This is a genomic window from Pseudomonas moraviensis, assembly GCF_900105805.1.
GTDB lineage: Bacteria > Pseudomonadota > Gammaproteobacteria > Pseudomonadales > Pseudomonadaceae > Aquipseudomonas > Aquipseudomonas moraviensis_A.
The window spans coordinates 1,943,253-1,968,675 of record NZ_LT629788.1 but is presented as its reverse complement, the minus strand read 5'-3'; the positions used below and the strand labels follow the sequence as shown (position 1 = coordinate 1,968,675).

The following is a 25,423-nucleotide window of genomic DNA, read 5'->3' as shown; positions in this document are numbered from 1 at the left end:
CAATGTTCATTTATGGCAGTGCCGCTACGCCCCTGCCTCCTCGCACAATGGCCGCACTGTGGTTCCAGTCGAGCCACACAACCGAAATCGAGGAGTCAGTTATGTCGGGTAAATTCGCTGATCAGGTCGCAGTCGTCACCGGCGCGTCCACCGGGATCGGATTTGCGATTGCACAGGGTTTGATTGCCGAGGGCGCCAGGCGCGTTTACATCACCGGGCGTTCTGCAGCCACGCTGGAGGCTGCGGTGGCCAAGCTTGGCGACAGGGCGGTCGCGGTCATTTCCGATGTCGCGCGCCAGGTTGATCTGGACGAGCTCAAGGCGACGATTGAGGCGCACGACGATCAACTGGACTCAGTGTTTGCCAATGCGGGTATTTGTGAAAAGAACCCGCTGGGCGAGACCACCGAGGCCGCCTATTTCAACATGTTCGACATCAACGTAAAGGGAGTCTTTTTTACTGTACAGACGTTGATGCCATTGTTGAAAAATGGCGCTTCGATCGTACTGACGGCCTCTATCTGTTCCAGCAATGGCATGGAAGGACTGAGCCTCTACAACGCGTCCAAAGCCGCGGTACGTTCCTTTGCCAGGACGTGGGCCAACGAACTCAAAGGTCGCAAGATCAGAGCGAATGTCCTGAGCCCTGGCTTCACCCGCACACCGCTGATGGATAACGGCTTGAAGATGAGCGAAAGCGACGTCGCCGCGCTGCGTCAGCACGTCGAGCAGATCACGCCATTGGGGTACATGGCCGAGCCTGAGGAAATCGCCTCGTCGGCGCTGTTTCTTGCGTCTGCCGATGCGAAATATGTCAACGGTGTGGAGTTGATGGTCGACGGCGGCCTGTCGCAGATCTGACCACGTGCTCAACCGTAGCGCAGCCCTCGCGCAGGGCTGCCTTCCTCGCTTATGCGCAGCCCCTGCAGGAAACCTCATCATGAACAATGAACAACTGACAGCCCGACTGGACGCCCTGGAAAGTCGCGCCGCCATCGAGTCGCTGATCAGCGCCTACGCCAATGCTTTCGACCGCATCGACGCCTCGCTTCTTAGCTCAATCTGGCACGAAGAGTCGACACTGGATCTACCGGGTTTTGGCCAGGCTGGAAACCGTGACGAAATCCTGGCGATGGCGCAAAACAGCTGGCGCCAGATGCCCCATATGCACCACTGGATGGCCAACCCGCTGATTGAAATCGAGGGTGACAGCGCAGTGGGCACGGTAGCTGCGGATTGCCTGTTTCATGACATTGAAAAAGGCCCGGTGCAAGTCAGCGGTCTTTACCACGACAGGTTTGAACGTCGGTACGGAAAGTGGGCGTTCCTGTCACGTCGTTTTGAACTGCACTTCCTGACGCCGTTAAAAGATTGGGTACCCGCAGCGGGCGAAGAACAGTTTGCAGCGGTCGAGCAGCTCAAGGGAACGACAGCGAAAAACGAATAGTCCCGGCCCTTGGCTGTTCGACACCCACGTGGCCGCCATGCAGTTGCATGATGGCCACGACAATGGCGAGGCCAAGCCCGTAGGAGTCGGAATTCTGGTGCCGAGACGCATCGCCACGGTAAAAGCGGTCGAAGAGTTTGCCCAGGGTTTCGTCGCCCAGCACCGGCCCTTGGTTCTCCACTTCAATCCGGGTACCTCCGTGGGTTTCCAATACCCGTATCAGAATCTCGGTGCCCTCGTAAGCGTAGCGAACAGCGTTCGCCACCAGGTTGCTCAACGCTCTGCGCAGCAGCAAGGGGTCAGCGAGCACGATACCATCGCCCGTTATTTGGAAGCTCATTCGCCGCTCTTCAGCCAAGCCCTCAAAATACTCAGCGATGCGCTGTGATTCGTCATGCAGCGACAGTTGCTGGCGCTCCACTACGGCTTGCGCTTCATCGGCGCGCGCCAGAAACAGAATGCTTTCGACGATGCGCGAGATCCGTTCGAGTTCTTCAAGGTTCGAAGCGATCAGCGCCTGATATTCGTCCTCGCTACGGCGTTGGCGAAGGGCAACCTGACAATGTCCCATCAACGACCCGACCGGCGTGCGGATTTCATGGGCAAGGTCGGCGGAAAATTGTGTCAGTCGCTGATAACCCTGAGCAAGACGATCAAGCATCGCGTTATAGGCGTCACTCAGCTGTTGCAATTCAACCGGCGTGTCGGCGCTGTCCATGCGGCTGTGCAGACGCTCAGGCGTTATGGCTGCGGCATGGGCGGCCATTTTGCGCAGCGGACGCAGCCCGCGACGCAATAACAGATAACCCAGCAACGCGGTTGCCAGAAAGGCAAGGGCCACGGCCAGGTAGATGCGCTCGCGATACGCTGCAAGCATCGCCATTTCCTTGCCCATAAGGTGGGCGGCCGTCAATCGGACTACACGGCCACCCGACGTCGTGACTACGGAGGCGGCGCGCAGCCTTGTTCCCGAGTCGGTCACGCCGCTGCGCAGATCACTGACGCTCAGCTTTGTGTCCTGGCCGATTACCGGCAGTTCAGGCAACGTGACGTTGAGTGGATTGACCTGGATGACCGGTGGTTGCCCCGGCTCTTCAATGATGAAGATGTCGTCTTCGCTGTCGAGCATGTTCTTGAAAATCTGCGGGCTGTCGCGCAGCTTTTCGATGGCGAGTTCGTAATGCAGGAGCTTGCGAAAATGCTCCAGACGGCCCATCACCGCGTGATCGCTGTAGATCAATACCGAGGCTTTCATCGTCTGATACAGATAGAAGCCCGCGCCGGCCACGGCCAGCATCGCGACCATGGCAAACGCCACGGTCGATCGCAGCGTCAGCGAGGGTTGGCGTCGGAACCGCATGGCCTCACCTCGCAGACATAGCCGATACCGCGAATGGTATGGATCAGCTTGATCGGGTAGGGCTGGTCGACCTTGTTGCGCAGGCGATTGACAGCGACGTCCACCACGTTGGTATCGCTGTCGAAATTCATGTCCCAGACTTCCGAAGCGATTTGTGTCCTGGACAACACATCGCCGGCTCGACGCAGAAACAGATGCAGCAGGGCGAACTCCTTGTTGGTCAGCACGATCACCTGTTGTTGGCGGGTCACGCGGCGCCGGACCAGATCCAGTTCGAGATCGGCAAGGTGGAAATGGTCGGCTTCGCGCACGACACCGCGGCGCAGAATAGTGCGGATGCGCAACAGCAGTTCGGTAAACGAAAAAGGTTTGATCAGGTAATCATCGGCGCCCAGTTCCAGACCGCGAATGCGGTCTTGCAGCTGGTCGCGCGCGGTGAGGAACAGCACGGGGACATCTTGTCTGGCGCGCAACAGCTCGATGATCTGAAAGCCGTCAATCCCGGGCAACATGACGTCCAGCACGATCAGGTCATAGGTCGTATGCAAGGCCATGTGCAGACCGTCGGCGCCGTGCTGGGTCCAGTCGACGTTGTAACCGGACTCGCCGAGCCCCTTTTTCAGGTACTCACCTGTTTTGGTGTCATCTTCGATCAGCAGGATATGCATCGTCAGGCGCGCTCGGGTCTCTTAATGACGGGATTCAGCCCGCGACATCGGTATCTCGGCTGTGCAGTGTAGCGGGATGAACGGGCGCAGTCGGTTACATTTCTGTCATTCATGGTCAGGGTTGGCGAATGACAAAAATGTCATTCGGCGGTCATCGTGACGTCCCGGTCTGCGGTCGAGGATGGCGACACATCAACCCATGAGGAATTGTCGCCATGCAACTCAAAAACGCCCTGTCCACTACGTTCGGTTTGGTGATGCTCAGCGCTGCCGTCATTGCCACCGCCGCTGACATGCCGGTCATCAAACCACTGCGCGGTACGGTGGAAAGCGTCAGCAACAACACGCTGACCTTCACTGTCCGCTCTGGCGCCCAGCAGACGATCGGACTGACTGACAAGACCGGTATCAACCGGGTATCGAAAGCCAGTCTCGACTCAATCAAGTCCGACAGTTTCATCGGCTCGGCGGCCATCCCGCAGGCCAATGGAACACTGAAGGCGCTGGAGGTCACGGTATTCGATGCCAGCCTCAAGGGCAGCGGCGAAGGTCATTACGGTTGGCAGAACGCAGACGGCAGCACTGGCACCATGACCAACGGCACCGTGGGCAAACTGTCCAAAACCGACGGCCGCACGTTGACCGTCAACTACCAGGGCGGTGAGAAACAAATCGTCGTGCCGGATGACGTGCCTATCGCCTACGTCGAGCCAGGCAAAGCCGATGAGCTGGTCAAAGGAACGAAAATCGTCGTGTTCCCCGCTGCAGATGGCACCGCACGCGGCATTGCAGTCGGCAAGGATGGCTTCCAGCCACCGATGTAATCATCTGAGAAAGCTTGAGCGTTGCCGTCTGGCAACGCTCCGCTACACGGAAGGCTTGCAAGGGGAACCACGTGAGACAGAAGAAACTGCATCCCTGGCCGGTTCGCCTCACCCATTGGCTCAATGCGGCCTGCATGGTCTGCATGTTCATGAGCGGTTGGGCTATCTACAACGCCTCGCCACTTTTCAGTTTCAGGTTTCCGGTGTCATTGACCGTGGGCGGTTGGCTGGGCGGGGCACTTGCCTGGCATTTTGCGTTCATGTGGCTGCTGATCAACGGCGCAATCTATGTGCTGTACGGGTTGGCCAGTCGTCATTTCAAACGTGAGCTGCTGCCCATCGGCATTGCCGCATTGAAGCATGATCTGACCGATGCCTTGCGCTTTCGGCTGGTGCATGAAAAGGGTGTCTATAACGCAGTACAGCGCCTGATGTACTGGATCGTGCTGGCGGCAGGTGTACTGATCGTGATCTCGGGTGTAGCGATCTGGAAACCGGTTCAACTTCAAGAGCTGGTCGCGTTACTGGGCGGCTATGACGTTGCTCGTTACGTACATTTCGCGGCCATGACGATGATTGCAGCGTTTGTGGTGATTCATCTGGTCTTGGTGATTCTGGTACCGAAAACCCTGTTGCCAATGATCACGGGTGGAGTGCGCACGCCTGACAACGGGAAAAACGGGTCATGACTGAATCCACAAAAACAACGCGTCAGCGCGTCAGGATTGAACCTGCGCAACAGCTTGAACTGGAAAACATTCAGCGCCGGCATTTTCTTCGGGCCGGCCTGACGGTGGGCGCGATGTCGATGCTGACCGGTTGCAACCTGCAGGACGGCGATCAGGTCGACAAAGTGCTTTGGGCCATGTCGCGTTGGAACGACCGGGTCCAGGCGTGGCTGTTCAGTGGACGGAAACTGGCGCCGACCTTCGCCCGCGCGCAGATCACCAAGCCGTTTCCGTTCAACGCTTTCTATGGTGAGGACGATATCCCTGAAGTAGACCTGACCAGTTACTCGCTCGCCGTCTCCGGCCGGATCAGGGACAAGGCGCCGTGGACACTCGAAAGCTTGCGCAAGCTGCCGCAACGCAGCGATATCACTCGGCTGATCTGTGTTGAGGGCTGGAGCGCGATCGGGCAATGGGGAGGTGTACCGCTGAAAACCTTCCTGGAACACATCGGCGCCGACACCACAGCGAAATTTGTCGGTTTCAAATGTGCCGATCGTTACTACTCCAGTCTGGACATGCCGACTGCCTTGCACCCGCAGACGCTGTTGGCACTGGATTACGCTGACGTGGCGCTGCCGCCCGAGTACGGCTATCCGCTGAGGGTTCGGGTCCCCACCAAACTGGGCTTCAAAAACCCCAAGCATGTTGTCGAGATTTTCGTCAGCAACGACAACCCGGGCGGGTATTGGGAAGACCAGGGCTACAACTGGTTCAGCGGGATCTGATGAAGCAAAGAACGGAACTGTCACGCCAGGAACACTGGCGAGATTCATGACACCAAGCGTGATATGAGGCATGCCGATGACCGGTATTTCTGCAGTACCGCCAGCACCATCCGTCTTGCCGACATCAGAACCCAGGATGCGGGCAACGAGTGATGGAGCAGATTTCCAATCTCTCTTGCAGGCTCAGTCCAGGCCACCTTTACAACAGTCGGATAAAGCTCGCACTCGGATGCTCTTTGATAATCTTGCCGCATGTACCTTCAATGGCGAAAAAAGAGCTATCTGCTCTGATGTTATCGGCACAGGGGGACTGAATGCGTTCGCCATTGCAGTGGCTCTCTCGCCGCTAACCGTCACCTGGGTACCGACCGAGATTGTTCGAGCGCCACTGCGTTCGCCTGGAATACGGACTTTTCGCCGCCGCAATCCCTCTTCAGCCGAGAGCTCCTTCCTCAACCGGTCAAATTCGGAGGATAGGGGTTACGATTAGACGGGTCTCGAAAGCTTGCTCGCCGTAGGCCAGTATTATTAAGGGAGAAGCAGATACCGCCAATTCTCACCTGTGGCGTTGAATGGTCTTTCGTTCGCCTGAAGTAGAAGGCCCGATGGCTTTCCCGATTGGCAATCTTCGAATGCTTCGCTAAGGACAGCATTGGGTCGATACGGCCAGCCGGACGATGTGGCGGGCGCCGTAGCGTTTTTTGGTAGGACCTGACGCTATATCACCGGGGCCACCTTGAATGTAGATGGTGGCCAGAACAGCCAAACGGCTTAAGCCCGTGTGTCCGCCAAAATTCGCGCGGCATCCCGCGCCGGCGGCAAGCCAAAAACACGGGCGTAGTCACGGCTGAACTGGGTGGGGCTTTCATAGCCCACCTCAAAGGCCGCCGTGGTGACGCTCATGGCGCTGGACACCAACAGCGTGCGGGCCTGGAGCAGCCGAACGCGCTTCTGATACTGCAACGGGCTCAGGTTGGTGACTGCTTTGAAATGGCGGTGAAAGGCCGAGACACTCATCGCTGCTTTCTCTGCCAGGTCGTCGACACGAATGGGCTCGGCGAAGTCGCGACGAATCCATTGAATGGCCAAACTGACTCGCGCCATGGCAGTATCCGGAGCTGCAATTTCCCGCAGCATCCAGCCCTGTGGCCCCTGCAACACACGGTAGAGAATTTCCCGCTCATACGCCGGCGCCAGTGCGTTGATGTCTTGCGGACGCTCCATCAGTCGCAACATACGCACCCACGCGTCCATGAGTTCGGGCGTCACTGCTGCTACGGAAAAGCCGTTCTCCTGTCCAACGCGCTCGGCAGGTTTGGGCAGGTCTGCCAGCAGCGTGGCGAGAATCGTCGGGTCCAATGTAAGGCTCACGGCCAGGTACGGCGCGCCTGTGGCGGAGGGGTGCACCCTGCCCACGGCCGGCAACTCGATGGACATCACAAAGTAAGTCGCTGGGTCGTAGCGCAAGGTGCGGTCGCCCACGGTCATCGACTTACTGCCCTGCAAAATCAAGTTGATCATCGGGTCGTACACAGCGGCCAACAGGTGTTCAGGAACCTCGCCTTGCACCATGGCGACGCGGGGAATGCCGGTTTGCGTACGCCGGTTCTCGGCGTGGGCGGCCAGCGCCCGGAGTTCGTTCAGTTGATTATTCATGGTGAGCATCTGACGCCAGAGCGGGTGGGCAGTGCAAGAAAAAAGCAGAAACGGGCAGGTTTCGAGTAGAAACCGCTGCGTGGCTGCTCGGGGTAATCGCTACTGTGGAACCTGTTCAATCCACACCGAGGCAGACCATGAGCGTCATTCTTATCACCGGGGGCAGCCGTGGCATCGGCGCAAGTACCGCTGCCCTCTGCGCCGAGCGAGGTATGGGCGTAGTCCTGACCTATAACAACAACCCGAAATCGGCGCAGGCAGTGGTCCAGCAGATTCAGGCAGGTGGTGGCAAAGCCGTTGCGCTGAAACTGGATGTGGCCGACGTGAGCAGCTTTGGCGCCTTTGTTGAAACGGTTCGGCAGGTCTTGCAGCAGGTATGGGGTGCGTCGCACCTTGAGGGCGTAGTCAATAACGCCGGGTACGGGCTGTTCAATCCAATCGCGACAGTCAGCGAAGAGCAATTCGATGGGTTGTTCAACGTCCACCTCAAGGGCCCGTTTTTTCTGACCCAGACACTGCTGCCGTTGCTGGCCGATGGTGCCAGCATCGTCAACCTCACCAGCGCCACGACCCGTGTGGCCACAGTGGGTGTTGCGCCATACGCCGCGTTCAAAGGCGGCCTGGAAGTGTTGACCCGTTACATGGCCAAGGAGTTTGGCGTACGCCGGATTCGTGCTAACGCCGTCTCGCCAGGGGCCATTCGTACAGAGTTGGGTGGCGGCCTGAACGATGAGTTCGAAGCGTTGCTCGCCGGGCAAACCGCGTTGGGGCGGGTGGGTGAGCCAGAAGATGTGGGCCTTGTTATCGCCACGTTGCTGTCGGCGGAAAGTGCCTGGATCAATGCGCAGACCATTGAGGTTGCTGGCGGTTATAGGGTTTAGAACCCTCCACACACCCTTCAAGCGAGGTAAATACCATGCTCGACCATGTCTTTATTTCTGTCGCAGACCTGGAGCGCTCCATCGCGTTCTACAGCGCCGCGCTGCCACCGCTGGGCATCACCAGCCGTCTTGACTACGACGGAAGGGATGGCCCGCCCGGCCATCCCGACCTCAAGGGGTTTGGGGCACACGGACGTGTATTTTTCTGGTTGCGCGAAGGCGTTGTTGAAGGGCGCGCGGCGCATATCGGCTTTGTCGCCAATAGCCGCGCGGAGGTAGATGCCGCATACGCTGCCGCTATTCAGGCCGGCGGCACAGACAACGGTCTGCCTGGCGCCCGTTTGTACTACGACCCCGAGTATTACGCTGCCAATGTGCTGGACCCGGACGGCTATAGCCTCGAATTCGTCTACAAAAAATGGCAGCACAGCGCATGAAGAAACTATTGATATACGGCGCTGCAGGCTACACCGGTGCCATGGTTGCAGAACAAGCCAAGGCCGGTGGACTGAACGTTGAAATTGCCGGTCGCGATGCCGCCAAGCTGCGAAAAGTGGCCGAGCGACTGGGCGTGCCCTACCGGGTATTTTCGCTCGATGAGCCACTATCTCGGGCCTTGGAAGGAGTGGATGTACTCCTGAACTGCGCGGGACCGTTTGCACTCACCGCGCAACCATTGATGCACGCTTGCATCGCGACTGGTGTTAGCTACCTGGATATCACCGCCGAAATTAACGTTTACCGATTGGCTGAGCGGCTCAGTTTGCAGGCTGCCAAAGCGGGGGTGATGTTGCTGCCCGGTGTTGGCTGGGACGTGGTGCCAACCGACTGCCTGGCCATGCACGTAGCGAAGCGTGTGCTTAGCCCTCAATCACTGTGTGTTGCACTTCAGGTGGCGGGGTCCATGTCGAGAGGTTCGGCAATCAGCGCTAGCGAAATCGTCGGCGCTGGCTTGATGGCGCGGATTGATGGGCGATTGGTTGCCACGCCCGACGCCCAGCCACGCTTGTTCGACTTTGGTGACGGCCCGGTTCTCTGCGCTCCTCTGTCCTTTGGTGACTTGATCACCGCTTGGCACTCGACTGCCATCCCCAATATCGCCATGTACGTTCACGTCACCGGTGATGCCTTTCCCACCGGTGATCTGGGACAACTGCCTGATGGACCTAGCGCCGAGCAGCGATTGGCGCAACCGGCTCGCGCGGTCGTGGAAGTGCTCGATGCTGACGGGACCGTCGCGCGCTCGGTGATCGGGACGGTGAACGGTTATTCCTATACGCCTCTGGCCGCAGTAGAGGCTGCGCGCAGAGTATTAGGCGGTGAAATCAGGCAGGGATTTGCAACGCCGGCACAGTTGTTTGGCGTCGGCTTTGCTCAAAGCATTCCCGGTACGTGGGTGACAGACCGGTAAATGGTCCGTTGATCATTCTTACGCAGATTGTGCCCGGTCCTGCGGGCCTGCCAGTTCATTGCTGATGAACCTTCCAGCGGTCTGCGCTACCTCGATTAGTCGTTTGCGCGACATGCCATTGCACGCGGAGGCTGAAAGCCCGCGCAACGTAACCGTAATGAAATCCGCGAGGGTTTGCGCGTTATCCGGCTGCACGTTATCCAGGTATGCGCGTATGACTTTAAGGCCTCCGTCGGCCAGCTTTTCAGCCATCTTGCGTGCCACTTCGTCATCGGCACGCAAGCCCTCGGTAATCATGCAGCCGCGCAACGTGTGATCTTTTCCATATTGCTTTGCAGCGGCGACCAACATCGCGCAAAGCGCTTCCCCCGGCGGGCGTTCCGGCGCCAGGATCCTGTCCAGCGGGAGGGCGTTTTCGCTGGCATAGAGCTGCATCGCCCGCTCAAACAACTCGGCTTTGCTGCCGTATGCCGCGTAGAAGCTTGGCGGCTTGATATCCATGGCGTCCACCAGATCGTTAAGGCTCACGGCGTCGAAACCGTGTTCATGGAACATGGCCTGAGCAATGGCGACCCCCGCTTCTCTGTCGAAAGCTGGGCGACGTTGGCGAGTTTTCTCGTTCATGGTGACCTCGTGGATGAGCGCGCAGTGTAGCGATCACTAAATTCAACATCAAATGTCCGATGCTGACTACTTGGTTTATATAGTGAGTACTAAATAAGTTGCGTGGCTGATTGCGCGCATGTAGTGTGCGCTACATAAATTTGATTTTCCAAATCGCCTGTAGAGGACATCGCAATGCAATTTCAAGACAAAGTCGTTCTGGTCACCGGTGGGTCGTCGGGCCTTGGGCTCGCCATTGCCCAAGAGTTGGTGGAGCAGGGGGCTCATGTGGTCATCACTGGTCGCCGGGAGGCGCAGCTCAATGATGCCGTAACCATCCTGGGCGATCGTGCTACCGCAATTGTGGCGGATGTTTCAATCGCGGAAGATTTGGTGGCGCTGTTCGGCAAGATCAAGTCGCATCACGGCCGCATCGACGTACTCGTAGCGAACGCCGGCATGGGCGAAGTAGAGCCCTTGGGCAGCATTACGGAAGCGTATTTCGACCGCGTGTTCAACACGAATGTGAAAGGCGTGACCTTCACCGTTCAGGGGGCGCTCGCCCTTATGGGCAAGGGAAGCAGCATCGTCATTATTGGCTCCACGGCCTCTATTGATCCGGGTCCAGGCCTGAGCGTGTATGGCGCGACTAAGGCCGCACTTCGAGCCTTGGTAAGAAGCTGGGTGCTCGACATTCGCGGCAGTGGGGTGCGGATCAATATGGTCAGTCCGGGCCCCGTCGACACCGATTCGTTGCGCAAGATGCTGGCCGAGCAGGCCGACGAAGTAATCAAGGCGTTGAGTGAAAAAAGCACCATCGGCCGTATCGGCCAGGCCCACGAAATCGGTAAAGCCGTGGCGTTTCTGGCCAGTGATGCCGCGAGCTACATCAATGGCGTGGAGCTATTCGCCGACGGCGGCGCCTCTCAGGTGTGACTTCATCGCTTTGACCCCTGCTCGCCCTCAATCCCTGGAGAAAAACATGAGTGATACCCCGCAACTGCTTGCACGTCTTGCCGCCGAGAGCGCCATCCATCGCCTTCACGCTACCTATATTCATCGTCTGGACAGTGGCGATTTTGCCGGTGTGGCAGACGTGCTCAAGCATTCCGTGCTTCATGTTCTTGGCACCGAAGTGTCCACTCGGGAGGGCTTGTTGGCGTTCTTCAGAGCCGGCCTGCAAGTGCATGAAGACGGCACGCCGTGCACCTGGCACTCCATCACCAACGTGCTGATTGATGTCGCGCCCTCGAGCGATAAGGCGAGTTCGGCCAGCTATTACACTGTGCATCAACAGCTTGATGGATTCCCCTTGCAGCCTATTTGCACCGGCAAGTATCTCGACGAATTTGAATTGCACGATGGCGAATGGCGATTCAGTCGACGCGAGGTGACGTTGCGCTTCGCCGGTGACCTTCAGCACCACGTGCAAGGCGCGCAGCGCCATCTAGTTTAGAGCGCCTGGTGGGAAAAGCACGTCCCGCGCCGTTCCTGAATGGTTGGGGGGCGGCTTGGCTTCTCGCCCATCTCGCATGAATGCTTGTTATGCCAAGGCGTTTTTAATCCCGAGGAATTCAAATTTGAATAGCAAACGACAGGCGCTGATCACTGGTGCCAACAAAGGCATTGGGCTCGCGATTGCCAAAGGTCTTGCCGAGGCCGGCTTTTTTGTCTGAATCGGCGCACGCGATGTAACACGCGGAAAATACGCCGTTGCTGAGCTGCATAAAGCAGGACTCAACGCCGGTTTTCTTGAATTGGATGTTGCAGACGACACCAGCGTGCAAGACGCTGCCACGACTCTGGCTGCGCACATTGAGGCGCTTGATGTACTGGTCAACAATGCCGGCATTGCAGTCGACATGACGCGGGCGCCCAGCCAGGTTCGCATGCAGGACATGAAGGCTGTTTATGAGGTCAATCTGTTTGGCCCAGTGCGCGTCACCCAAGCGTTTTTGCCTTTGCTCAAGGCCGCCGATCAGGCACGGATTGTCATGATGGGCAGCGGCGTAGGCTCACTGACGTTGATCACCGACCCTACGTCGCTCTATTCGACTGTCAACCTGCTTGACTACACCTCTTCGAAAGTCGCGCTCAATGCAGTCACCATCTCCTTCGCCAAGGAGCTGGCGCCTTTGGGCATCAAGGTGAACGCGGTCGAGCCTGGTCATGTCAGGACCGATCTTAATGACAACTCGGGTGTGCTAACCCCTGCAGAGGGTGCGGCTATCGCGATCAAAATGGCATTGCTCGAATCTGACGGCCCTACTGGTGGCTTCTTTGGAAGCCATGGTCGGCAACCGTGGTAATTCCTGAATACTTCAACCTTTTGCCCCACTCCATGCACGTCGGTTGCATCAAATCCGCCCGTTGAAATCAAGTGGAGGAGGGCGATCTGAAGGTGGAGTTGCGGAAATGAGCGAATAGATGCGGAAACGCTACGCATAGCTTGAGGTAGAAATCTCAAATCCCGGAAACGACAAAGCCCTGAATAATCAGGGCTTTGTCGTATCAAATATGGCGGAGGCGATGGGATTCGAACTCATGGACCTGTTACAGTCGACGGTTTTCAAGACCGTTGCCTTAAACCACTCGGCCACACCTCCGTTTGCGTTGCGGGCGCCATAATACCTGAATGAAACACACTGTCAAACTCTCTGCATGGCTTGTTACAGAGCGTCTGTTATGATCTTTGCGACTGAACGTTTCAAACCAACAGGAGTGTCGCCATGCGCGAACAGGATTACGCAGTTAATAACAGCGTGCAGGCTGAGCAGCTAGAGGTTAGCCGCGTCCTGCGCAACACTTATGGTCTCTTGGCTCTGACCCTCGCATTCAGCGGTGTGATGGCCTTCGTAGCCCAGCAGATGCGTGTCGGCTACCCGAACATTTTCGTGGTGCTGATCGGCTTCTACGGGCTGTTCTTCCTCACCAACAAACTCCGTGATTCCGCGTGGGGCCTGGTGTCCGCGTTTGCGTTGACCGGTTTCATGGGGTTCCTGCTCGGCCCGATCCTCAACCGTTACCTGGGCATGCAGGGCGGCGCTGAAGTGGTCAGCTCGGCATTCGCCATGACCGCACTGGTGTTCGGTGGCCTGTCGGCCTACGTCCTGATCTCGCGCAAGGACATGAGCTTCCTGAGCGGTTTCATCACCGCCGGTTTCTTCGTGTTGCTGGGTGCGGTAGTCGCCAGCTTCTTCTTCCAGATCAGCGGCCTGCAACTGGCGATCAGCGCCGGCTTCGTGCTGTTCTCGTCGGTCTGCATTCTGTTTCAGACCAGCGCGATCATCCACGGCGGCGAGCGCAACTACATCATGGCGACCATCAGCCTGTATGTATCGATCTACAACCTGTTCGTCAGCCTGCTGCAACTGTTCGGCATCATGAGCCGCGACGACTGATCTTCACGGCTGTAATAAAAAACCCGCTTCGGCGGGTTTTTTATTGTCTGGAGAAAAGTGTCTGCTCAGTTGATGACGATGCTGCCATCCATTTGCTGACGGTAGATCGTGTAGGGCAGCAGCAGGGTGTCGAGTGCGCCGGATACCACGGCGTCCACCAGCACCACGGGAATTGCCGCGTTGCGGTGATCATCGGGATCGATGCCTGAGGCCAGCGGTGCGTTCAGCGTGCAGAAATCATAGGCGAGGCCGCTGTAGATTCTCGGTACCGCGCCGCAATAACTTTTCTGCTCTTTGAGTCCGTCAACGGCAGCCTGATCGTGGCGCGCCACCGTTTGAATCGTGCCGCAACCGCCGAGCAGCAGGGCCGCCAGCAGCATTGCCTGAGTTTTCATACCGCCATTCCTTAGCTGTGAAAAACCACAATTTACGCCGATCAGATGCAAAAGGCACCTAGGCCATCGGTGGCAGTCGCCGCTTGACCGGGGTCTTCTTGACGATCGCCGTATTGGTTTCCGCCAATGTATTGAGGCGGTCGAGCAGGGTGTCGAGCTGTTCCATCGAGCGCACATGCAGGCGGGCGATAAAGCAGTCCTCACCGGTGACCTTGTCGCACTCGGTGAACTCCGGGATCGACATGATCTGCCGTTCCACCTCCTGCAATTGCCCGGGCAGAGGTCGTACCCGGACGATCGCCTGTAGCTGATAGCCAAAACATTTCGGGTCTACCTCCACCGTATAGCCCTTGAGCACGCCGCGTTCTTCCAGGCGCCGTAGCCGCTCGGCCACGCTCGGCGACGACAGGCCGCTGATCTGCGCCAGCGCTTTAAGTGAACGCCGGGAATCTTCCATCAAGGCACCGATGAGAACCTGGTCGATATCGTCAGTCATGTGCGAAATCCCGTATTAGGCAAAAGGTGCAAAACACCCACGATAAAAAAGGCCAAAAGGGAGTTTAGCCTGCTTTATGCACTGGAGCAGCCTGGCGCTCGCTTGGCATACTTTCGCCATGCTTCACCCTAGCCTCAGGAGAACAATGATGGACAACGCAATCCGCCGCGGCTCGCTGGAAATGACCGCCGCCATGCTGATATCCGGGACGATCGGCTGGTTCGTGCTGGTTTCCGGGCAACCGGTGCTCGACGTGGTGTTCTGGCGCTGCGTGTTCGGCGCCGGGACCTTGCTGTTGATCTGCGCCGCGTTCGGCTTCCTGCGCCCAGGGATTCTGACCCGCACAACGTTTCTGCTGGCGGTGCTCAGCGGAATGGCGATTGTCGGTAATTGGGTGTTGCTGTTCGCGTCCTATTCCCGCGCCTCGATTGCGATCGGCACGGCGGTGTATAACGTGCAGCCGTTCATGCTGGTCGGTCTGGCGGCCTTGTTTCTTGGCGAAAAAATCACCTTGCAGAAGCTGTTCTGGCTGGCAGTTTCCTTCATGGGCATGCTGGCAATCGTCAGCGCCCATGGCACTCAAGGGGAGAGCGGTAACGATTATTTGCTGGGGATTGCTCTCGCCTTGGGTGCGGCGTTTCTGTATGCGATTGCCGCACTGATCATCAAGCGCCTGACCGGCACGCCGCCACATCTGATCGCGCTGATTCAAGTCTGCACTGGCGTATTGTTGCTCGCGCCGTTCGCGCATTTCGGTGCGCTGCCGCAAGGTGCCGACGCCTGGGCCAGTCTGGTGACATTGGGTATCGTTCACACCGGTCTGATGTATGTGTTGCTCTACGGCGCCATTCAAAAGTTGCCGACAGCGCTGACCGGCGCGCTGTCGTTCATCTATCCGATTGCGGCGATTTTCGTCGACTGGTTCGCCTTCGGCCACCGCCTGGAACTGCTGCAATGGATCGGAGTGGCGGCGATTCTGCTGGCCGCCGCCGGCATGCAACAAGGCTGGGGCTGGAAAACCCGGCGGCTGGCGGCACAGTAAGGTTCAGATGTTCCAGCGCGGCGCGGTGGCCGCCAGACGTTGGCGCATTTCGCTGATATTGGCTGCCAGTTGTCGCGTCAGCATCCGATAGCCGTCCAGCGTATTGGCAACCGGCGCATCCAGGTCCGCTGCCGGCAGTTCCATCGGACGCTCCAGCCGCTGCGACGCGCCGGTTTTCAACGCGCGGGCCATGCCGATCAGCTGCACGCGAATCTGCCGGTGCTCAGCCTTCAACGCCGTTTGCAGATGCGCCGTGGCCGCGGGGTCGCTAGCATTGGGGCGGATATTGCCGAGGATTTCCAGGGTGCTGATGCACATGCGCAGGTTGCGCTGAATGGCGTCGAGTTCGGTCATGGAGATTTTCACTTCCTTGGACACCGACGGCATCAGCGAGCGTAATTGCACCATCACCGCGCCGACTTTGCTCATCAGCCGCACATGTTCGTCGGCGCTGACCGCTTCACCGTTGATGATGCGCCCGTACACCGTGGCGCAATCGCGCAAGGCATCGGCGAGGTTGTAGCGCCACGAGTAGACCGCGTACAGCGGGAGGGCGAAGGAAAAAGCCAGGGCGAGGGCGATGCCGATCAAGATGTCGACACCGCGCCACAGACCATCGGTGATCGGGTTGTCGCCATGTCCGGCGACGATGAACACGGTGATGGCCGAGAGCAGGGCGGTGTAGCCACCCTTGCCGATCGCGTGATACGAGAAAAAGCCACACACCACGGCCATGGAAAAATAGGTCAGCCACGGCAGGCCCAGCCACGCATGTTGCGCCACCAGCGCCAACCCGACCCCTGCACCGATCAACGTGCCAATGGCGCGCTCGGCGGCTTTCTTGCCGATATTGCCGTGGTGCTGCAAACCACCGATCACCACCAGCATCGTCACCGATGCCCACTCGCCGTGGGGAAGGTTGATGCCGGTGGTCAACAGAATCGTCGCCAGCAACCCCAGCGCGACCCGAACGGAATGGATCAGTCGGGCGTGGCGGTAGCGCCGATACGGGTCCAGCAGCGGGCGCAGGATTCGGCGCAACAGCGGTGGCAGGCGGTGGGAGCTGTAAGTAGTCAGTGCGAACCTCGTGAGTCAGTCAAATCAATGGAAGGGGAAAATGTAATTCATCCAGGCCGACATGCGCAGCAGGATTTTGCGCATCGCGCCGATGTGATGGAAGTGCTGGCTGTACAGCGCCGCCTGTCCGTAAGCGCCGCCAGGCATGAGCGCGCTGTATTCGGCGAAAGCCGGGTCAGTGATTTCAATGATCACCGGCACCCGTCCCGCCGGTGGCGAGCCGGTGTAGCTGATCAGCGTGCCGGAAGGCTGCACCTGCCCCTCGGCGATCACGCCAATCACGCTTTTTACCCGTCCCGCAAAGACCTTGCCGGGAATGCCATCGAAGGCCACTTCGGCCTCATCGCCCACTGTCAGACGGAGCAGGCTGTTCTGACGCATCCACGCGGCAAAATACTGACCTTCCTGGGGAATAAACACCATCGACGGGCGCAGCGGCAGCTTGCTCGCCATCATCCCCGGTCGCAGCGAAACATGGGTCACAAAGCCTTTGCTCGGCGCCCGCACCACGGTGTTGTCCAGCTCGAACTGAGCATTGTCCAGTTGCGCCTGCAGATCGTCAGTGCGGGCGATGGCCGCGTCCAGTTCGCGTTGAGTACCGAAGTTGCGGCGAATCAGTTCGGTGATGCGATAACGGTCGCCCTTGGCGGCTACCAGCTGCGCCTTGAGGGATTTGAGCCGGTTCTGAAAAGGCGTAGGGTCGATGCGAAACAGCACGTCGCCTTTTTCCAGAGGCTCGTTGCCCTTGACCGGCACGTCGATGACCTGGCCGCTGACGATCGGAATCACCGGCACCGAGACAAAGTAGGAGCGCGCCACCTCGGAATAGGGATGGTTGTAGTTCATGGTGAAAATCAGCGCGCCGATGATCAGCACACCACCCAGAACAGCCGTGGGCACCGTCCACTTGTTCAGCGGAATGCGGAAGATCTTGAAGATGGCGACACAGAGTGCGGCGTAGGTGAGGATGAGCAACAGATCCATGCTCAGATCCCCCGCGTATCGGCAGCAGGGGCAGCAGGAGACTGCGCTTCGAGTCGCTCGATGCGGTCCTGCAGCTCCAGCACTTGCTGCTCCAGCCGGATGACATGGTTTTGCACGGGTTTGCCATCACCGAAGCCCCAGCCGCGGTCCTCCCGGTAGGCCATCGCCCAAATCCACAAAAACGGCCAGAGCGCATGCAGGGTGAACAGGCTGACCCAGCCCGTGGCATGAATGGCATCCTGGTGCGGGTGCTTGCGGTGGACGGCGATCTCGTACGGGATGTCATGCAGCACGATGATCCCGTAAAACAGCACGAGACCGACAAACACCAACAGGCCCAACGCGAAGTAATCGAGCATGGTCAGCCTCCCGGGCATCCAGTAATGCTGGGCTCAGTGTAGACACTGAAACGCCGGGAGGCGGCCGCTATCGGGCAGGATTAACCGACTCTGCCCGATAGCCGACTCAGAAGATGTAATCGGTGGTCAGGAAGCTCGAATCACGCCCGCGAATGATCTCGCTGATCAAATCCTTGTTGCTCTCTTGGAATTTGGTCGCCACCAGCGTGCGGATCGAGAACACCCGCAAAGCATCGTGAACCGAGAGCGTGCCTTCGGCGGAGTTCTTGCGGCCGTTGAACGGGTAAGTGTCCGGACCGCGCTGGCACTGGGCGTTGAGGTTGATTCGGCCGACCTGATTGGCGAAGGTGTCGACCAGTCGGCCGACCGCGACCGGGTTGGTGCCGAAGATGCTCAGCTGTTGGCCGAAATCCGACTCCAGCACATAGTCGATCACGGTATCGAGATGACGGTACGGCACAATCGGCACGACCGGGCCGAATTGCTCTTCCTGATACACGCGCATCTGCGGGTTCACCGGGTACAGCACCGCCGGATAGAAGAACGACGCGCGGGATTCGCCGCCATTCGGGTTGACCACTTGCGCACCCTTGCTCTGCGCATCTGCCACCAGACCGTGCAGATAATCCACCTTGCCGGACTCCGGCAGCGGCGTCAGCGAAACACCGCTGTCCCACGGCATGCCCGGTTTCAGCGTGGCCAGTTTGGCGTTGAATTTCTCGATGAAGCTGTCGACCACGTCTTCATGCACAAAGAGGATTTTCAGCGCGGTGCAGCGCTGGCCGTTGAACGACAGTGAGCCGGTGACTGCTTCGCTGACAGCATTGTCGAGATCGACTTCGGGCAAGACGATGCCAGGGTTCTTCGCATCCAGACCAAGAGCGGCGCGCAAACGGTGTGGTTTCGGGTGCAGCTTCTTCAGGTCGCTGGCGGCCTTATTGGTGCCGATGAAAGCGAAAATGTCGATCTTGCCGCTGGCCATCAGTGCGCTGACAGTCTCGCGGCCGCTGCCGTAGATCACGTTGATCACACCGCTCGGGAAGCTGTCGCGGAAGGCTTCGAGCAATGGCCGAATCAAAAGCACGCCGAGCTTGGCCGGTTTGAACACCACGGTGTTACCCATGATCAGCGCCGGGATCAGCGTGGTGAAGGTTTCGTTCAGCGGATAGTTGTAAGGGCCCATGCACAGTGCGACGCCGAGTGGCACGCGGCGGATCTGGCCGAGGGTGTCCTGCTCCAGCTCGAAGCGGCTGGAGCGGCGATCAAGTTCTTTCAGGGCGTTGATGGTGTCGACGATGTAATCGCAGGTGCGATCGAATTCTTTTTCCGAGTCCTTGAGGTTTTTGCCAATCTCCCACATCAGTAGCTTGACCACGGCTTCGCGCTGCTCACGCATGCGGCCGAGGAACGCTTCGACATGCTGGATGCGCTCGGCCACGCGCATGGTTGGCCACAGGCCCTGGCCGCGGTCGTAGGCGCGGACGGCGGCATCAAGGGCGGTGAGGGCGGTGTCGGCATCCAGCAGCGGTGTGCTGCCGAGAATGACCTGTTCTTCACCGTTTGCACCTTTCAGGTAGACCGGGCTGCGCACCTGCGCGAGTGGGCCGTCCCAGCGGCGCAACTGGCCGTCGACCAGATATTCGCGTTGCTCGACCTGAGCCTCAAGGCGGTATTTTTCCGGGATGTCGCTGACAGAAGGGAACAGATTGCCAAGGATGTTTGCTGTGGTCATGTCGCTACCCCGTGTTGATGTCCGCATGCAGATCAAAAAGTCTCTACAGGTTATACGCCTGAATGCCCGTTGATTTAACCCCGTGAATGTCACGCGAATGTCACGCAACGGTGCTCCCACAGGTTCATGTGCACAACCACAAATCCCCTGTAGGAGTGAGCCTGCTCGCGATTGCGGTGTGTCAGTCACAGAAGAGTTGGCTGACCTGACGCCATCGCGAGCAGGCTCACTCCTACAGGGGGGCGGCGCAACCGATATGGCCTCCGGTAATGAAGCTTTTATGACAAAAGTTCGGTAGCCCTTTGCCAGTCCGGTCATGCCTGTGTAACGCGCTTGAGGGGCCTTTAGAGGCGCACTTTGCAAGCCGAGGCGGGACGCCGGGAGTGAGGCAATGGGGACTATGGAACGCTATTCGAAAGTGGGCATGCAGGAGCTCGATCAACGCCTGTCGAAGATCGTCGAGGCCGCGCGCAAGAAGCCGGTTTCGGTGTATCGCTACGGCGCGCCGTGGGTCTGGATCGTCTCGCAGGAGGACTGGCAGGGCGCTCTGAAAGAAGTGTCCAGCTACATTCCGCCGGGCCATTCGCTGGTGTTGTTGCGCCCGCAGATCGACGATCTGCTCGACGCTCACCAGGATCTGCTGCGCGACCTGAACGCCGCGCCCGGCATGCTCATTCCCGCGCAAACGGTCATGCACATCCTGCTCCTGCAACTGCTGTATTCGGTGCCCAGCGAACAGCAACTCTATGAACAGCTCAACTACAACCTGCTGTTCCGCTGGTTCGTCGGCCTCGGCCTGAACCAGAAAGTCTGGAGTTTCACTGCCCTCAGTCGCGACATCGCCACGTTGCTCAACGAGCCGCGCGCGGTGCTGCTGATTCAGAAAATCATCGGCGAAGTGTTCTGCGGCGCGTTGCTGCAAATGCCCGAGTTCTCGCTGAACTTCGCGCTGTTGCACACCTGGCTGGGCAAGCACGCGTGCGCCACAACGATCAGCAATTGACGCATCACACCGGGCGCTAACGCCCACAGGTCATCGCGAATTTCAGGGGGTAGTGTGGAACGGATTTTCACGTCACGGCTGGCGCTGTGGGGCTGGCTGCTGGTGACGGCGGGCGCGCAGCCGGCGCTGGCCGAGGAGGGTACAGACGCGCCCGGCGCGCAGCGTCTGGTCGACGTCAACGAGTACTTCGTGCGCGGCAACACCGTGCTCGATGCGCGGGCGATCGAAGAAGCGGTGTACCCGTTTCTCGGCCCGCAGAAAGCCTTGAGCGACATCGAAGGCGCCCGCGATGCGTTGCAGAAGGCCTATCAGGAACGCGGCTATCAATCGGTGTTCGTCGAGCTGCCGGAGCAGGCCGTGGCCGATGGCATCGTCTATCTGCAAGTCAGCGAAACCAAGGTCGGCCGGGTGCGTGTGGTCGGCGCCAAACACTATTCGCCGCTGGACATTCGCGACAACGTCCCGGCGCTGAAGGAAGGCGAGGTGCCGGACTTCGCCAAGGTCCAGGGCGAACTGGCGCAGCTCAACAAGACCCCGGGCCGTCAGGTCATGCCATTGGTGCGCGAAGGTCAGCGGCCCGGCACCATGGATGTCGACTTGCAGGTTGAGGACCAGAACCCGTGGACTGCCAGCGTCGGTCTCAATAACGACTACAGCGCCGACACCGAGAAGCTGCGCAGCGTCACTAGCCTCGGCTACAACAACCTTTGGCAGCTCGGCCACAGCGTCAACCTGACGTTCTTCACCGCACCCCAGGAAACCGACAACGCCAAGGTCTGGTCCGGTTCCTACACCGCGCCGCTGAGCGAACGCTGGAGCGTGCAATTCTCCGGTTACCAGTCCGACAGCAACGTCGCCACCATCGGCGGCAGCAACGTCCTCGGCAAAGGGCATTCCTACGGTGTCGCGGCGATTTACACGCTGCCCTCAAGCGGCAACTGGTCGAACTCGCTGTCGGCCGGCATCGATTTCAAGGACTTCGACGAGCGCCTGAGCCTGTCCGGCGAAAGCGACAAGGTGCCGCTGAAATACGCGCCGTTCACCTTCGCCTACAACGGTTATCGCTACAGCGAAAAGAGCCAGCTCGGCCTCGGTCTGAGCCTGGTTGCCGCTACACGCAGCGTATTCGGCTACGGCAGCGACGACGATGACTTCGACTACAAACGCTACCGCGCCAAACCGAGTTTCGCCGTGCTCAAGGGCGACACCAATTACACCTGGACCTTCGACAACGACTGGCAGAGCGCGAGCAAAGCGGCGTTCCAACTGGCCTCGGGGCCGCTGGTTTCCAACGAGCAATTCTCCGCCGGCGGCGCCACCTCGGTGCGCGGTTATCTGGCCGCCGAACGCACGGCAGACGACGGCTACTTGCTCAGCCAGGAATTGCGCACACCGTCGCTGGCGAAATTCGCTGGCACGTGGATGCAGGACTGGCGCTTCTACGCCTTCGCCGAAGGTGCGCAGCTGTACCTGCGCGACGAACTGCCGGACCAGGACGCCAATTACGCCCTGGCCAGCGTCGGCCTCGGCACCCGCGCCAGCCTGAGCAAATGGCTGTCCGGCAGCCTCGACTGGGGCTACCCGCTACTCGAAGGGCCGAACACCTCGAAACAGGAATCGCGCCTGCACTTCAACCTTCAAGCCACTTTCTAACGGAGCACGTCCATGCAACGCCTTCTCCTTTCGTTGTTGATCTGCCTGGGCTTCGTGCTCCCGGCCACGGCCCAGGCCTGGTGGCAGGACGACTGGCATTACCGCAAACAGATTGCCGTCGACACGACCCCGCAAGGCGCGGCGATCAATCAGGCCCTCGGCCGCACCGCGCTGCTGGTGCGCCTGCACACCGGCAACTTCACTTTTGACGGCGTCAAAGAGGACGGCTCCGACCTGCGCTTCGTCGCTGCCGATGACAAAACCGTGCTCAACCACCAGATCGAAAGCTTCGATGCGTTGATGGGCATGGCGCTGATCTGGGTCGATGTGCCGAATGTCGAGGGCGGTCAGCGTCAGGACATCTGGATGTATTACGGCAACCAGAAAGCCCCGGCCACCGGCAACGGCCAGTTGACCTTCGATCCGAGTTACACCGCGCTCTATCACTTCGACGGCGCCACCGGCACGCCGGCGAAAGACACCACGGCGTACGGCAACACTGCGCAGAGCGCGACTGGCGCAGCGATTGATGGCGTGGTCGGGCGCGCCTTGCAGTTCAGCGGTCAGCCGTTGTTGCTGCCGGCCAGTCCGTCGCTGCAACATAATCCTGGCAGCGCATTCACCTTCAGTGCCTGGCTGCGACTGGATCAGGCCAGTGGCGAGCAACTGATTCTCGCTCGGCGCGAAGGCACGCAAAGTCTGCTGATCGGCGTCAGCCAGGGCCTGCCGTTCGTGGAGATCGACGGCCAGCGCGCCGCGGCCACCCAGGCGCTGACACCGGCGCAATGGCAACACGTTGCGCTCACCGCCGAAGGTTCGAAAGTCACCCTGTACATCAACGGTCGCGAGAGCGCGGTGCTGGCTCAAGCGATGCCGGCGTTCAACTCGGTCATGGCCATCGGCGCCGATCTGCACGAAGGTGCGTTCCAGCCATTCGCTGGCGCTATCGACGAACTGCGCCTGTCGAAAGTCGCCCGTCCGGCCGCGCTATTGCTGGCCGATGCGACCTCGCAAGGCGCCGAGTCGAAACTGGTGGCTTACGGCGTCGATGAAGAACAGTCCGGGTTTGGCTTCGGCAGCCTTGGTTTCCTGCTTAATGCGGTGCCAATTGACGCCTGGGTGATCATCGCCGTGCTGGTGCTGATGATGTTCCAGTCGTGGATCATCATGCTGCGCAAGAACCGCAGCCTCAGCCGCGTCACCGCTGCCAACGAAGACTTCCGCGTGCAGTTCGCCAAGGTCGGCACGCGCCTGGAAATGTTCGCCGACGATGCGCAACTGGCCCAGCGCCTGCAGCACTCGTCGCTGTGGCGCTTGTATCTGGTAGCAGTCAAAGAGATCCGCACCCGCCGCGAGCAGGGCGCGGATACCTCGTCGGTTTCCGCCGCGACCATCGAAGCCATTCGCTGCTCGATGGATGGCGTGCGCACCCGCGAAAACCAGCAGTTGAGTTCGAAACTCTCGACCCTGTCCAACGCCATCGCCGGTGGCCCGTACATCGGCCTGCTCGGCACGGTGTTGGGGATCATGGTGGTGTTCCTCGGCACGGCGATGGCCGGCGACGTCAACATCAATGCCATTGCGCCGGGCATGGCGGCCGCGTTGCTCGCGACCGCCATGGGCCTGTTCGTCGCGATTCCGGCGCTGTTTGGCTACAACCGCCTGATCACCCGCAACAAGGAAGTCAGCGCCGACATGCGCGTGTTCGTCGACGAGTTCATTACCCGTCTGGCGGAGATGCACGGCGAGAGCCAGTTCAGTGAGTCGTCGCACCAGCGCGGCCATCACGCCAACCACTCTGTACCGGCCTGAGGAGCACTGCCATGGCGTCCGTAAATGCCTCCCATGACGATGACGAAGATGCCGCGGTGGACAGCATCAACATCACCCCGCTGGTCGACGTGCTGATGGTGGTGCTGGTGATGTTCATCCTCACCGCCACCGCGCAGGTCTCCGGGATCCAGATCAACCTGCCCAAGGCCAGCGCTTCGGTGTCGCTGTCGGAGGCCAAGACCAAGGCGATCTCGGTCAACGACGGCGGCCAGGTGTTCCTCGATGCCTATCCGGTGACGCTGGCCGAACTGGAAGAGCGCCTGCGCATCGAGAAGGCGCAAAGCCCGGATTTCCCGGTGATCGTGCGCGGCGATGCGACGGTGCAGTACCAGAAAGTCATCGAAGTGCTCGATCTGCTGCGTCGGCTCGAACTGTCCCAGGTCGGTCTCGTCACCGGCAAACCGAGTCAGGGCTGAGTCATGACCGCACAACTCCCGATCGAGCCGCCGCCCGTGAAAAAGTCGCCGTTGCGCTATGTGAAGTGGGGCGCCGGATTGCTGGTCGGCGCGCTCGCCGCGTGGTTCCTCTGGCAGTGGGCCAATGACATGGCCGGCGTGCGCCGTGAAGCGCCGAAGGTGCCGACGATCATTCCGTTGCCGCCACCGCCACCTCCGCCCCCGGAGAAACCACCGGAGCCGGAAACCCCGGTGGAAGAAAAAGTCGTCGAGCCTGAGCCAACGCCGGAGCCGGAAGAGGTCAAGCCTGAAGAAGAGGCGCCGCCATCGCCGGCAGACGATCTGGCCAACCCGATGCAGATGGACGGCGATGCTCAGGCCGGCAGCGATGCTTTCAACATCGGCGCGGGCAAGGGCGGCGGCATGGCCGGCGCGGGTGGCGGGCGGCTGGGCACGGGCACGTACAGCCAGTTTCTGGCGTTCACCTTCCAGCGTCTGCTGCGCGAGAACCCCGACCTGCGCAACCTCGCGTTCTCGCTGCAGGCCGACGTCTGGCTGAGCAGCGTCGGCGAGATCACCCGTGTCGAGCTGATCAAGTCCAGCGGCAACCCGCAAATCGATACCCAGGTGCTGGCCGCTTTACGCGGTGCGCCGGCGCTCAGCGAACGGCCTCCGGCCTCCATCACTTTACCTGTGCGCCTGTCCCTGCAAGGGCGGCGTCCGGGCTAACCCATTTTCAAGCTTCGGC

At 59.6% G+C, this 25,423-nt stretch carries 29 protein-coding genes and 1 tRNA gene; 18 read left to right on the top strand and 12 right to left on the bottom strand.

Annotated elements, in window-relative coordinates:
• The first annotated feature begins 101 nt into the window (after positions 1-101).
• A complete protein-coding gene (locus tag BLU71_RS09000; protein WP_064361704.1) occupies positions 102-860 on the top strand; it encodes an SDR family oxidoreductase in 759 nt (252 codons plus the stop codon).
• A 79-nt stretch (positions 861-939) separates the two neighbouring features.
• Positions 940-1,446: a nuclear transport factor 2 family protein gene (locus tag BLU71_RS08995; RefSeq protein WP_064361703.1), complete on the top strand. Its 507-nt coding sequence runs from the start codon at positions 940-942 to the stop codon at positions 1,444-1,446.
• Here the strand turns inward: BLU71_RS08995 and BLU71_RS08990 are convergent.
• Both BLU71_RS08990 and BLU71_RS08985 read right to left on the bottom strand, forming a co-directional pair.
• On the bottom strand, positions 1,418-2,806 hold the full coding sequence (locus BLU71_RS08990) for a heavy metal sensor histidine kinase (protein WP_064361702.1): 1,389 nt from the start codon (positions 2,804-2,806) through the stop codon (positions 1,418-1,420). The two genes, BLU71_RS08995 and BLU71_RS08990, sit on opposite strands and share 29 nt — an antisense overlap.
• Positions 2,779-3,474, bottom strand: coding sequence for a heavy metal response regulator transcription factor (locus BLU71_RS08985; protein ID WP_083352856.1), 696 nt, complete (start codon positions 3,472-3,474; stop codon positions 2,779-2,781). Before BLU71_RS08985 ends, BLU71_RS08990 begins: the two co-directional genes overlap by 28 nt.
• Positions 3,475-3,689: 215 nt before the next feature.
• Between BLU71_RS08985 and BLU71_RS08980 the strand changes: the two genes are divergently transcribed.
• The 3 genes from BLU71_RS08980 (at position 3,690) to BLU71_RS08970 (ending at position 5,754) form a co-directional block, all read left to right on the top strand.
• Positions 3,690-4,298 (top strand): hypothetical protein, encoded by a 609-nt coding sequence (locus BLU71_RS08980; protein ID WP_083352855.1) that lies wholly within the window; start codon positions 3,690-3,692, stop codon positions 4,296-4,298.
• A 71-nt stretch (positions 4,299-4,369) separates the two neighbouring features.
• Positions 4,370-4,987, top strand: coding sequence for a cytochrome b/b6 domain-containing protein (locus BLU71_RS08975; RefSeq protein ID WP_083352854.1), 618 nt, complete (start codon positions 4,370-4,372; stop codon positions 4,985-4,987).
• A complete protein-coding gene (locus BLU71_RS08970; RefSeq protein WP_064361699.1) occupies positions 4,984-5,754 on the top strand; it encodes a molybdopterin-dependent oxidoreductase in 771 nt (256 codons plus the stop codon). The genes BLU71_RS08975 and BLU71_RS08970 overlap by 4 nt, the downstream gene beginning before the upstream one ends.
• Before the next feature lie 771 nt (positions 5,755-6,525).
• Here BLU71_RS08970 and BLU71_RS08965 read toward each other — a convergent pair.
• Positions 6,526-7,410, bottom strand: coding sequence for an AraC family transcriptional regulator (locus BLU71_RS08965; protein WP_173867322.1), 885 nt, complete (start codon positions 7,408-7,410; stop codon positions 6,526-6,528).
• A 137-nt stretch (positions 7,411-7,547) separates the two neighbouring features.
• Between BLU71_RS08965 and BLU71_RS08960 the strand changes: the two genes are divergently transcribed.
• The 3 genes from BLU71_RS08960 to BLU71_RS08950 are packed head-to-tail and all read left to right on the top strand — an operon-like array spanning position 7,548 to position 9,702.
• Positions 7,548-8,291, top strand: a complete 744-nt coding sequence (locus tag BLU71_RS08960) for an SDR family NAD(P)-dependent oxidoreductase (protein ID WP_083352853.1) — start codon at positions 7,548-7,550, stop codon at positions 8,289-8,291.
• A 35-nt stretch (positions 8,292-8,326) separates the two neighbouring features.
• A complete protein-coding gene (locus BLU71_RS08955) occupies positions 8,327-8,728 on the top strand; it encodes a VOC family protein (protein WP_083352852.1) in 402 nt (133 codons plus the stop codon).
• Positions 8,725-9,702 (top strand): saccharopine dehydrogenase family protein, encoded by a 978-nt coding sequence (locus tag BLU71_RS08950; RefSeq protein WP_083352851.1) that lies wholly within the window; start codon positions 8,725-8,727, stop codon positions 9,700-9,702. The genes BLU71_RS08955 and BLU71_RS08950 overlap by 4 nt, the downstream gene beginning before the upstream one ends.
• Before the next feature lie 18 nt (positions 9,703-9,720).
• Here BLU71_RS08950 and BLU71_RS08945 read toward each other — a convergent pair whose 3' ends face one another.
• The gene (locus BLU71_RS08945; RefSeq protein ID WP_083352850.1) at positions 9,721-10,326 is read right to left on the bottom strand and encodes a TetR/AcrR family transcriptional regulator; all 606 of its coding nucleotides are present in this window, start codon (positions 10,324-10,326) and stop codon (positions 9,721-9,723) included.
• A 174-nt stretch (positions 10,327-10,500) separates the two neighbouring features.
• On the opposite strand from BLU71_RS08945, the gene BLU71_RS08940 reads away from it, so the two are divergent.
• Complete coding sequence (locus tag BLU71_RS08940) at positions 10,501-11,241, top strand: SDR family NAD(P)-dependent oxidoreductase (RefSeq protein ID WP_083352849.1); 741 nt, start codon at positions 10,501-10,503, stop codon at positions 11,239-11,241.
• A gap of 46 nt (positions 11,242-11,287) precedes the next feature.
• Complete coding sequence (locus BLU71_RS08935) at positions 11,288-11,761, top strand: nuclear transport factor 2 family protein (RefSeq protein ID WP_083352848.1); 474 nt, start codon at positions 11,288-11,290, stop codon at positions 11,759-11,761.
• 118 nt (positions 11,762-11,879) lie between these two features.
• On the opposite strand, the gene BLU71_RS27555 is transcribed toward BLU71_RS08935, so the two are convergent.
• On the bottom strand, positions 11,880-12,032 hold the full coding sequence (locus tag BLU71_RS27555; protein WP_197680936.1) for a hypothetical protein: 153 nt from the start codon (positions 12,030-12,032) through the stop codon (positions 11,880-11,882).
• Between BLU71_RS27555 and BLU71_RS08930 the strand changes: the two genes are divergently transcribed.
• Positions 11,982-12,614, top strand: coding sequence for an SDR family NAD(P)-dependent oxidoreductase (locus tag BLU71_RS08930; protein WP_197680946.1), 633 nt, complete (start codon positions 11,982-11,984; stop codon positions 12,612-12,614). The genes BLU71_RS27555 and BLU71_RS08930 overlap by 51 nt on opposite strands.
• Positions 12,615-12,823: 209 nt before the next feature.
• On the opposite strand, the gene BLU71_RS08925 is transcribed toward BLU71_RS08930, so the two are convergent.
• Positions 12,824-12,911, bottom strand: a tRNA-Ser gene (locus tag BLU71_RS08925).
• Positions 12,912-13,034: 123 nt separating this feature from the next.
• On the opposite strand from BLU71_RS08925, the gene BLU71_RS08920 reads away from it, so the two are divergent.
• Positions 13,035-13,706 (top strand): Bax inhibitor-1/YccA family protein, encoded by a 672-nt coding sequence (locus BLU71_RS08920; RefSeq protein WP_042609827.1) that lies wholly within the window; start codon positions 13,035-13,037, stop codon positions 13,704-13,706.
• A 65-nt stretch (positions 13,707-13,771) separates the two neighbouring features.
• Here BLU71_RS08920 and BLU71_RS08915 read toward each other — a convergent pair whose 3' ends face one another.
• Together BLU71_RS08915 and BLU71_RS08910 are read right to left on the bottom strand one after the other, a co-directional pair.
• Positions 13,772-14,101, bottom strand: a complete 330-nt coding sequence (locus BLU71_RS08915; protein ID WP_042609828.1) for a YceK/YidQ family lipoprotein — start codon at positions 14,099-14,101, stop codon at positions 13,772-13,774.
• A 58-nt stretch (positions 14,102-14,159) separates the two neighbouring features.
• A complete protein-coding gene (locus tag BLU71_RS08910) occupies positions 14,160-14,597 on the bottom strand; it encodes an Lrp/AsnC family transcriptional regulator (protein WP_042609829.1) in 438 nt (145 codons plus the stop codon).
• A gap of 148 nt (positions 14,598-14,745) precedes the next feature.
• Here BLU71_RS08910 and BLU71_RS08905 point away from each other — a divergent pair, with 148 nt between their 5' ends.
• Positions 14,746-15,639: a DMT family transporter gene (locus tag BLU71_RS08905; protein WP_083352847.1), complete on the top strand. Its 894-nt coding sequence runs from the start codon at positions 14,746-14,748 to the stop codon at positions 15,637-15,639.
• 3 nt (positions 15,640-15,642) lie between these two features.
• On the opposite strand, the gene BLU71_RS08900 is transcribed toward BLU71_RS08905, so the two are convergent.
• The 4 genes from BLU71_RS08900 to BLU71_RS08885 all read right to left on the bottom strand — a co-directional run bounded on the left by BLU71_RS08900 (position 15,643) and on the right by BLU71_RS08885 (position 19,791).
• Positions 15,643-16,683 carry an FUSC family protein gene (locus BLU71_RS08900; RefSeq protein ID WP_172667926.1) on the bottom strand — a complete coding sequence of 347 codons (1,041 nt, stop codon included), beginning with the start codon at positions 16,681-16,683 and terminating at the stop codon, positions 15,643-15,645.
• Positions 16,684-16,740: 57 nt separating this feature from the next.
• Complete coding sequence (locus BLU71_RS08895) at positions 16,741-17,700, bottom strand: HlyD family secretion protein (protein ID WP_056785734.1); 960 nt, start codon at positions 17,698-17,700, stop codon at positions 16,741-16,743.
• Between the two features lie 2 nt (positions 17,701-17,702).
• Entirely contained in the window at positions 17,703-18,059 is a 357-nt protein-coding gene (locus BLU71_RS08890) for a DUF3302 domain-containing protein (protein ID WP_064361692.1), read from the bottom strand.
• A 106-nt stretch (positions 18,060-18,165) separates the two neighbouring features.
• A complete protein-coding gene (locus BLU71_RS08885; RefSeq protein WP_083352846.1) occupies positions 18,166-19,791 on the bottom strand; it encodes an NADP-dependent glyceraldehyde-3-phosphate dehydrogenase in 1,626 nt (541 codons plus the stop codon).
• 391 nt (positions 19,792-20,182) lie between these two features.
• Here BLU71_RS08885 and BLU71_RS28125 point away from each other — a divergent pair, with 391 nt between their 5' ends.
• Genes BLU71_RS28125 through BLU71_RS08860 form a run of 5 tightly spaced genes read left to right on the top strand, consistent with a single transcriptional unit; the run spans position 20,183 to position 25,404 of the window.
• Positions 20,183-20,794, top strand: a complete 612-nt coding sequence (locus BLU71_RS28125; RefSeq protein WP_080902524.1) for a transposase — start codon at positions 20,183-20,185, stop codon at positions 20,792-20,794.
• A gap of 54 nt (positions 20,795-20,848) precedes the next feature.
• Entirely contained in the window at positions 20,849-22,447 is a 1,599-nt protein-coding gene (locus BLU71_RS08875) for a ShlB/FhaC/HecB family hemolysin secretion/activation protein (RefSeq protein WP_083352845.1), read from the top strand.
• Between the two features lie 12 nt (positions 22,448-22,459).
• Positions 22,460-24,259 carry a DUF2341 domain-containing protein gene (locus BLU71_RS08870; RefSeq protein ID WP_083352844.1) on the top strand — a complete coding sequence of 600 codons (1,800 nt, stop codon included), beginning with the start codon at positions 22,460-22,462 and terminating at the stop codon, positions 24,257-24,259.
• An 11-nt stretch (positions 24,260-24,270) separates the two neighbouring features.
• Complete coding sequence (locus BLU71_RS08865; RefSeq protein WP_007915482.1) at positions 24,271-24,696, top strand: ExbD/TolR family protein; 426 nt, start codon at positions 24,271-24,273, stop codon at positions 24,694-24,696.
• 3 nt (positions 24,697-24,699) lie between these two features.
• The gene (locus BLU71_RS08860) at positions 24,700-25,404 is read left to right on the top strand and encodes an energy transducer TonB family protein (protein WP_064361688.1); all 705 of its coding nucleotides are present in this window, start codon (positions 24,700-24,702) and stop codon (positions 25,402-25,404) included.
• The last annotated feature ends 19 nt before the right edge of the window (positions 25,405-25,423 follow it).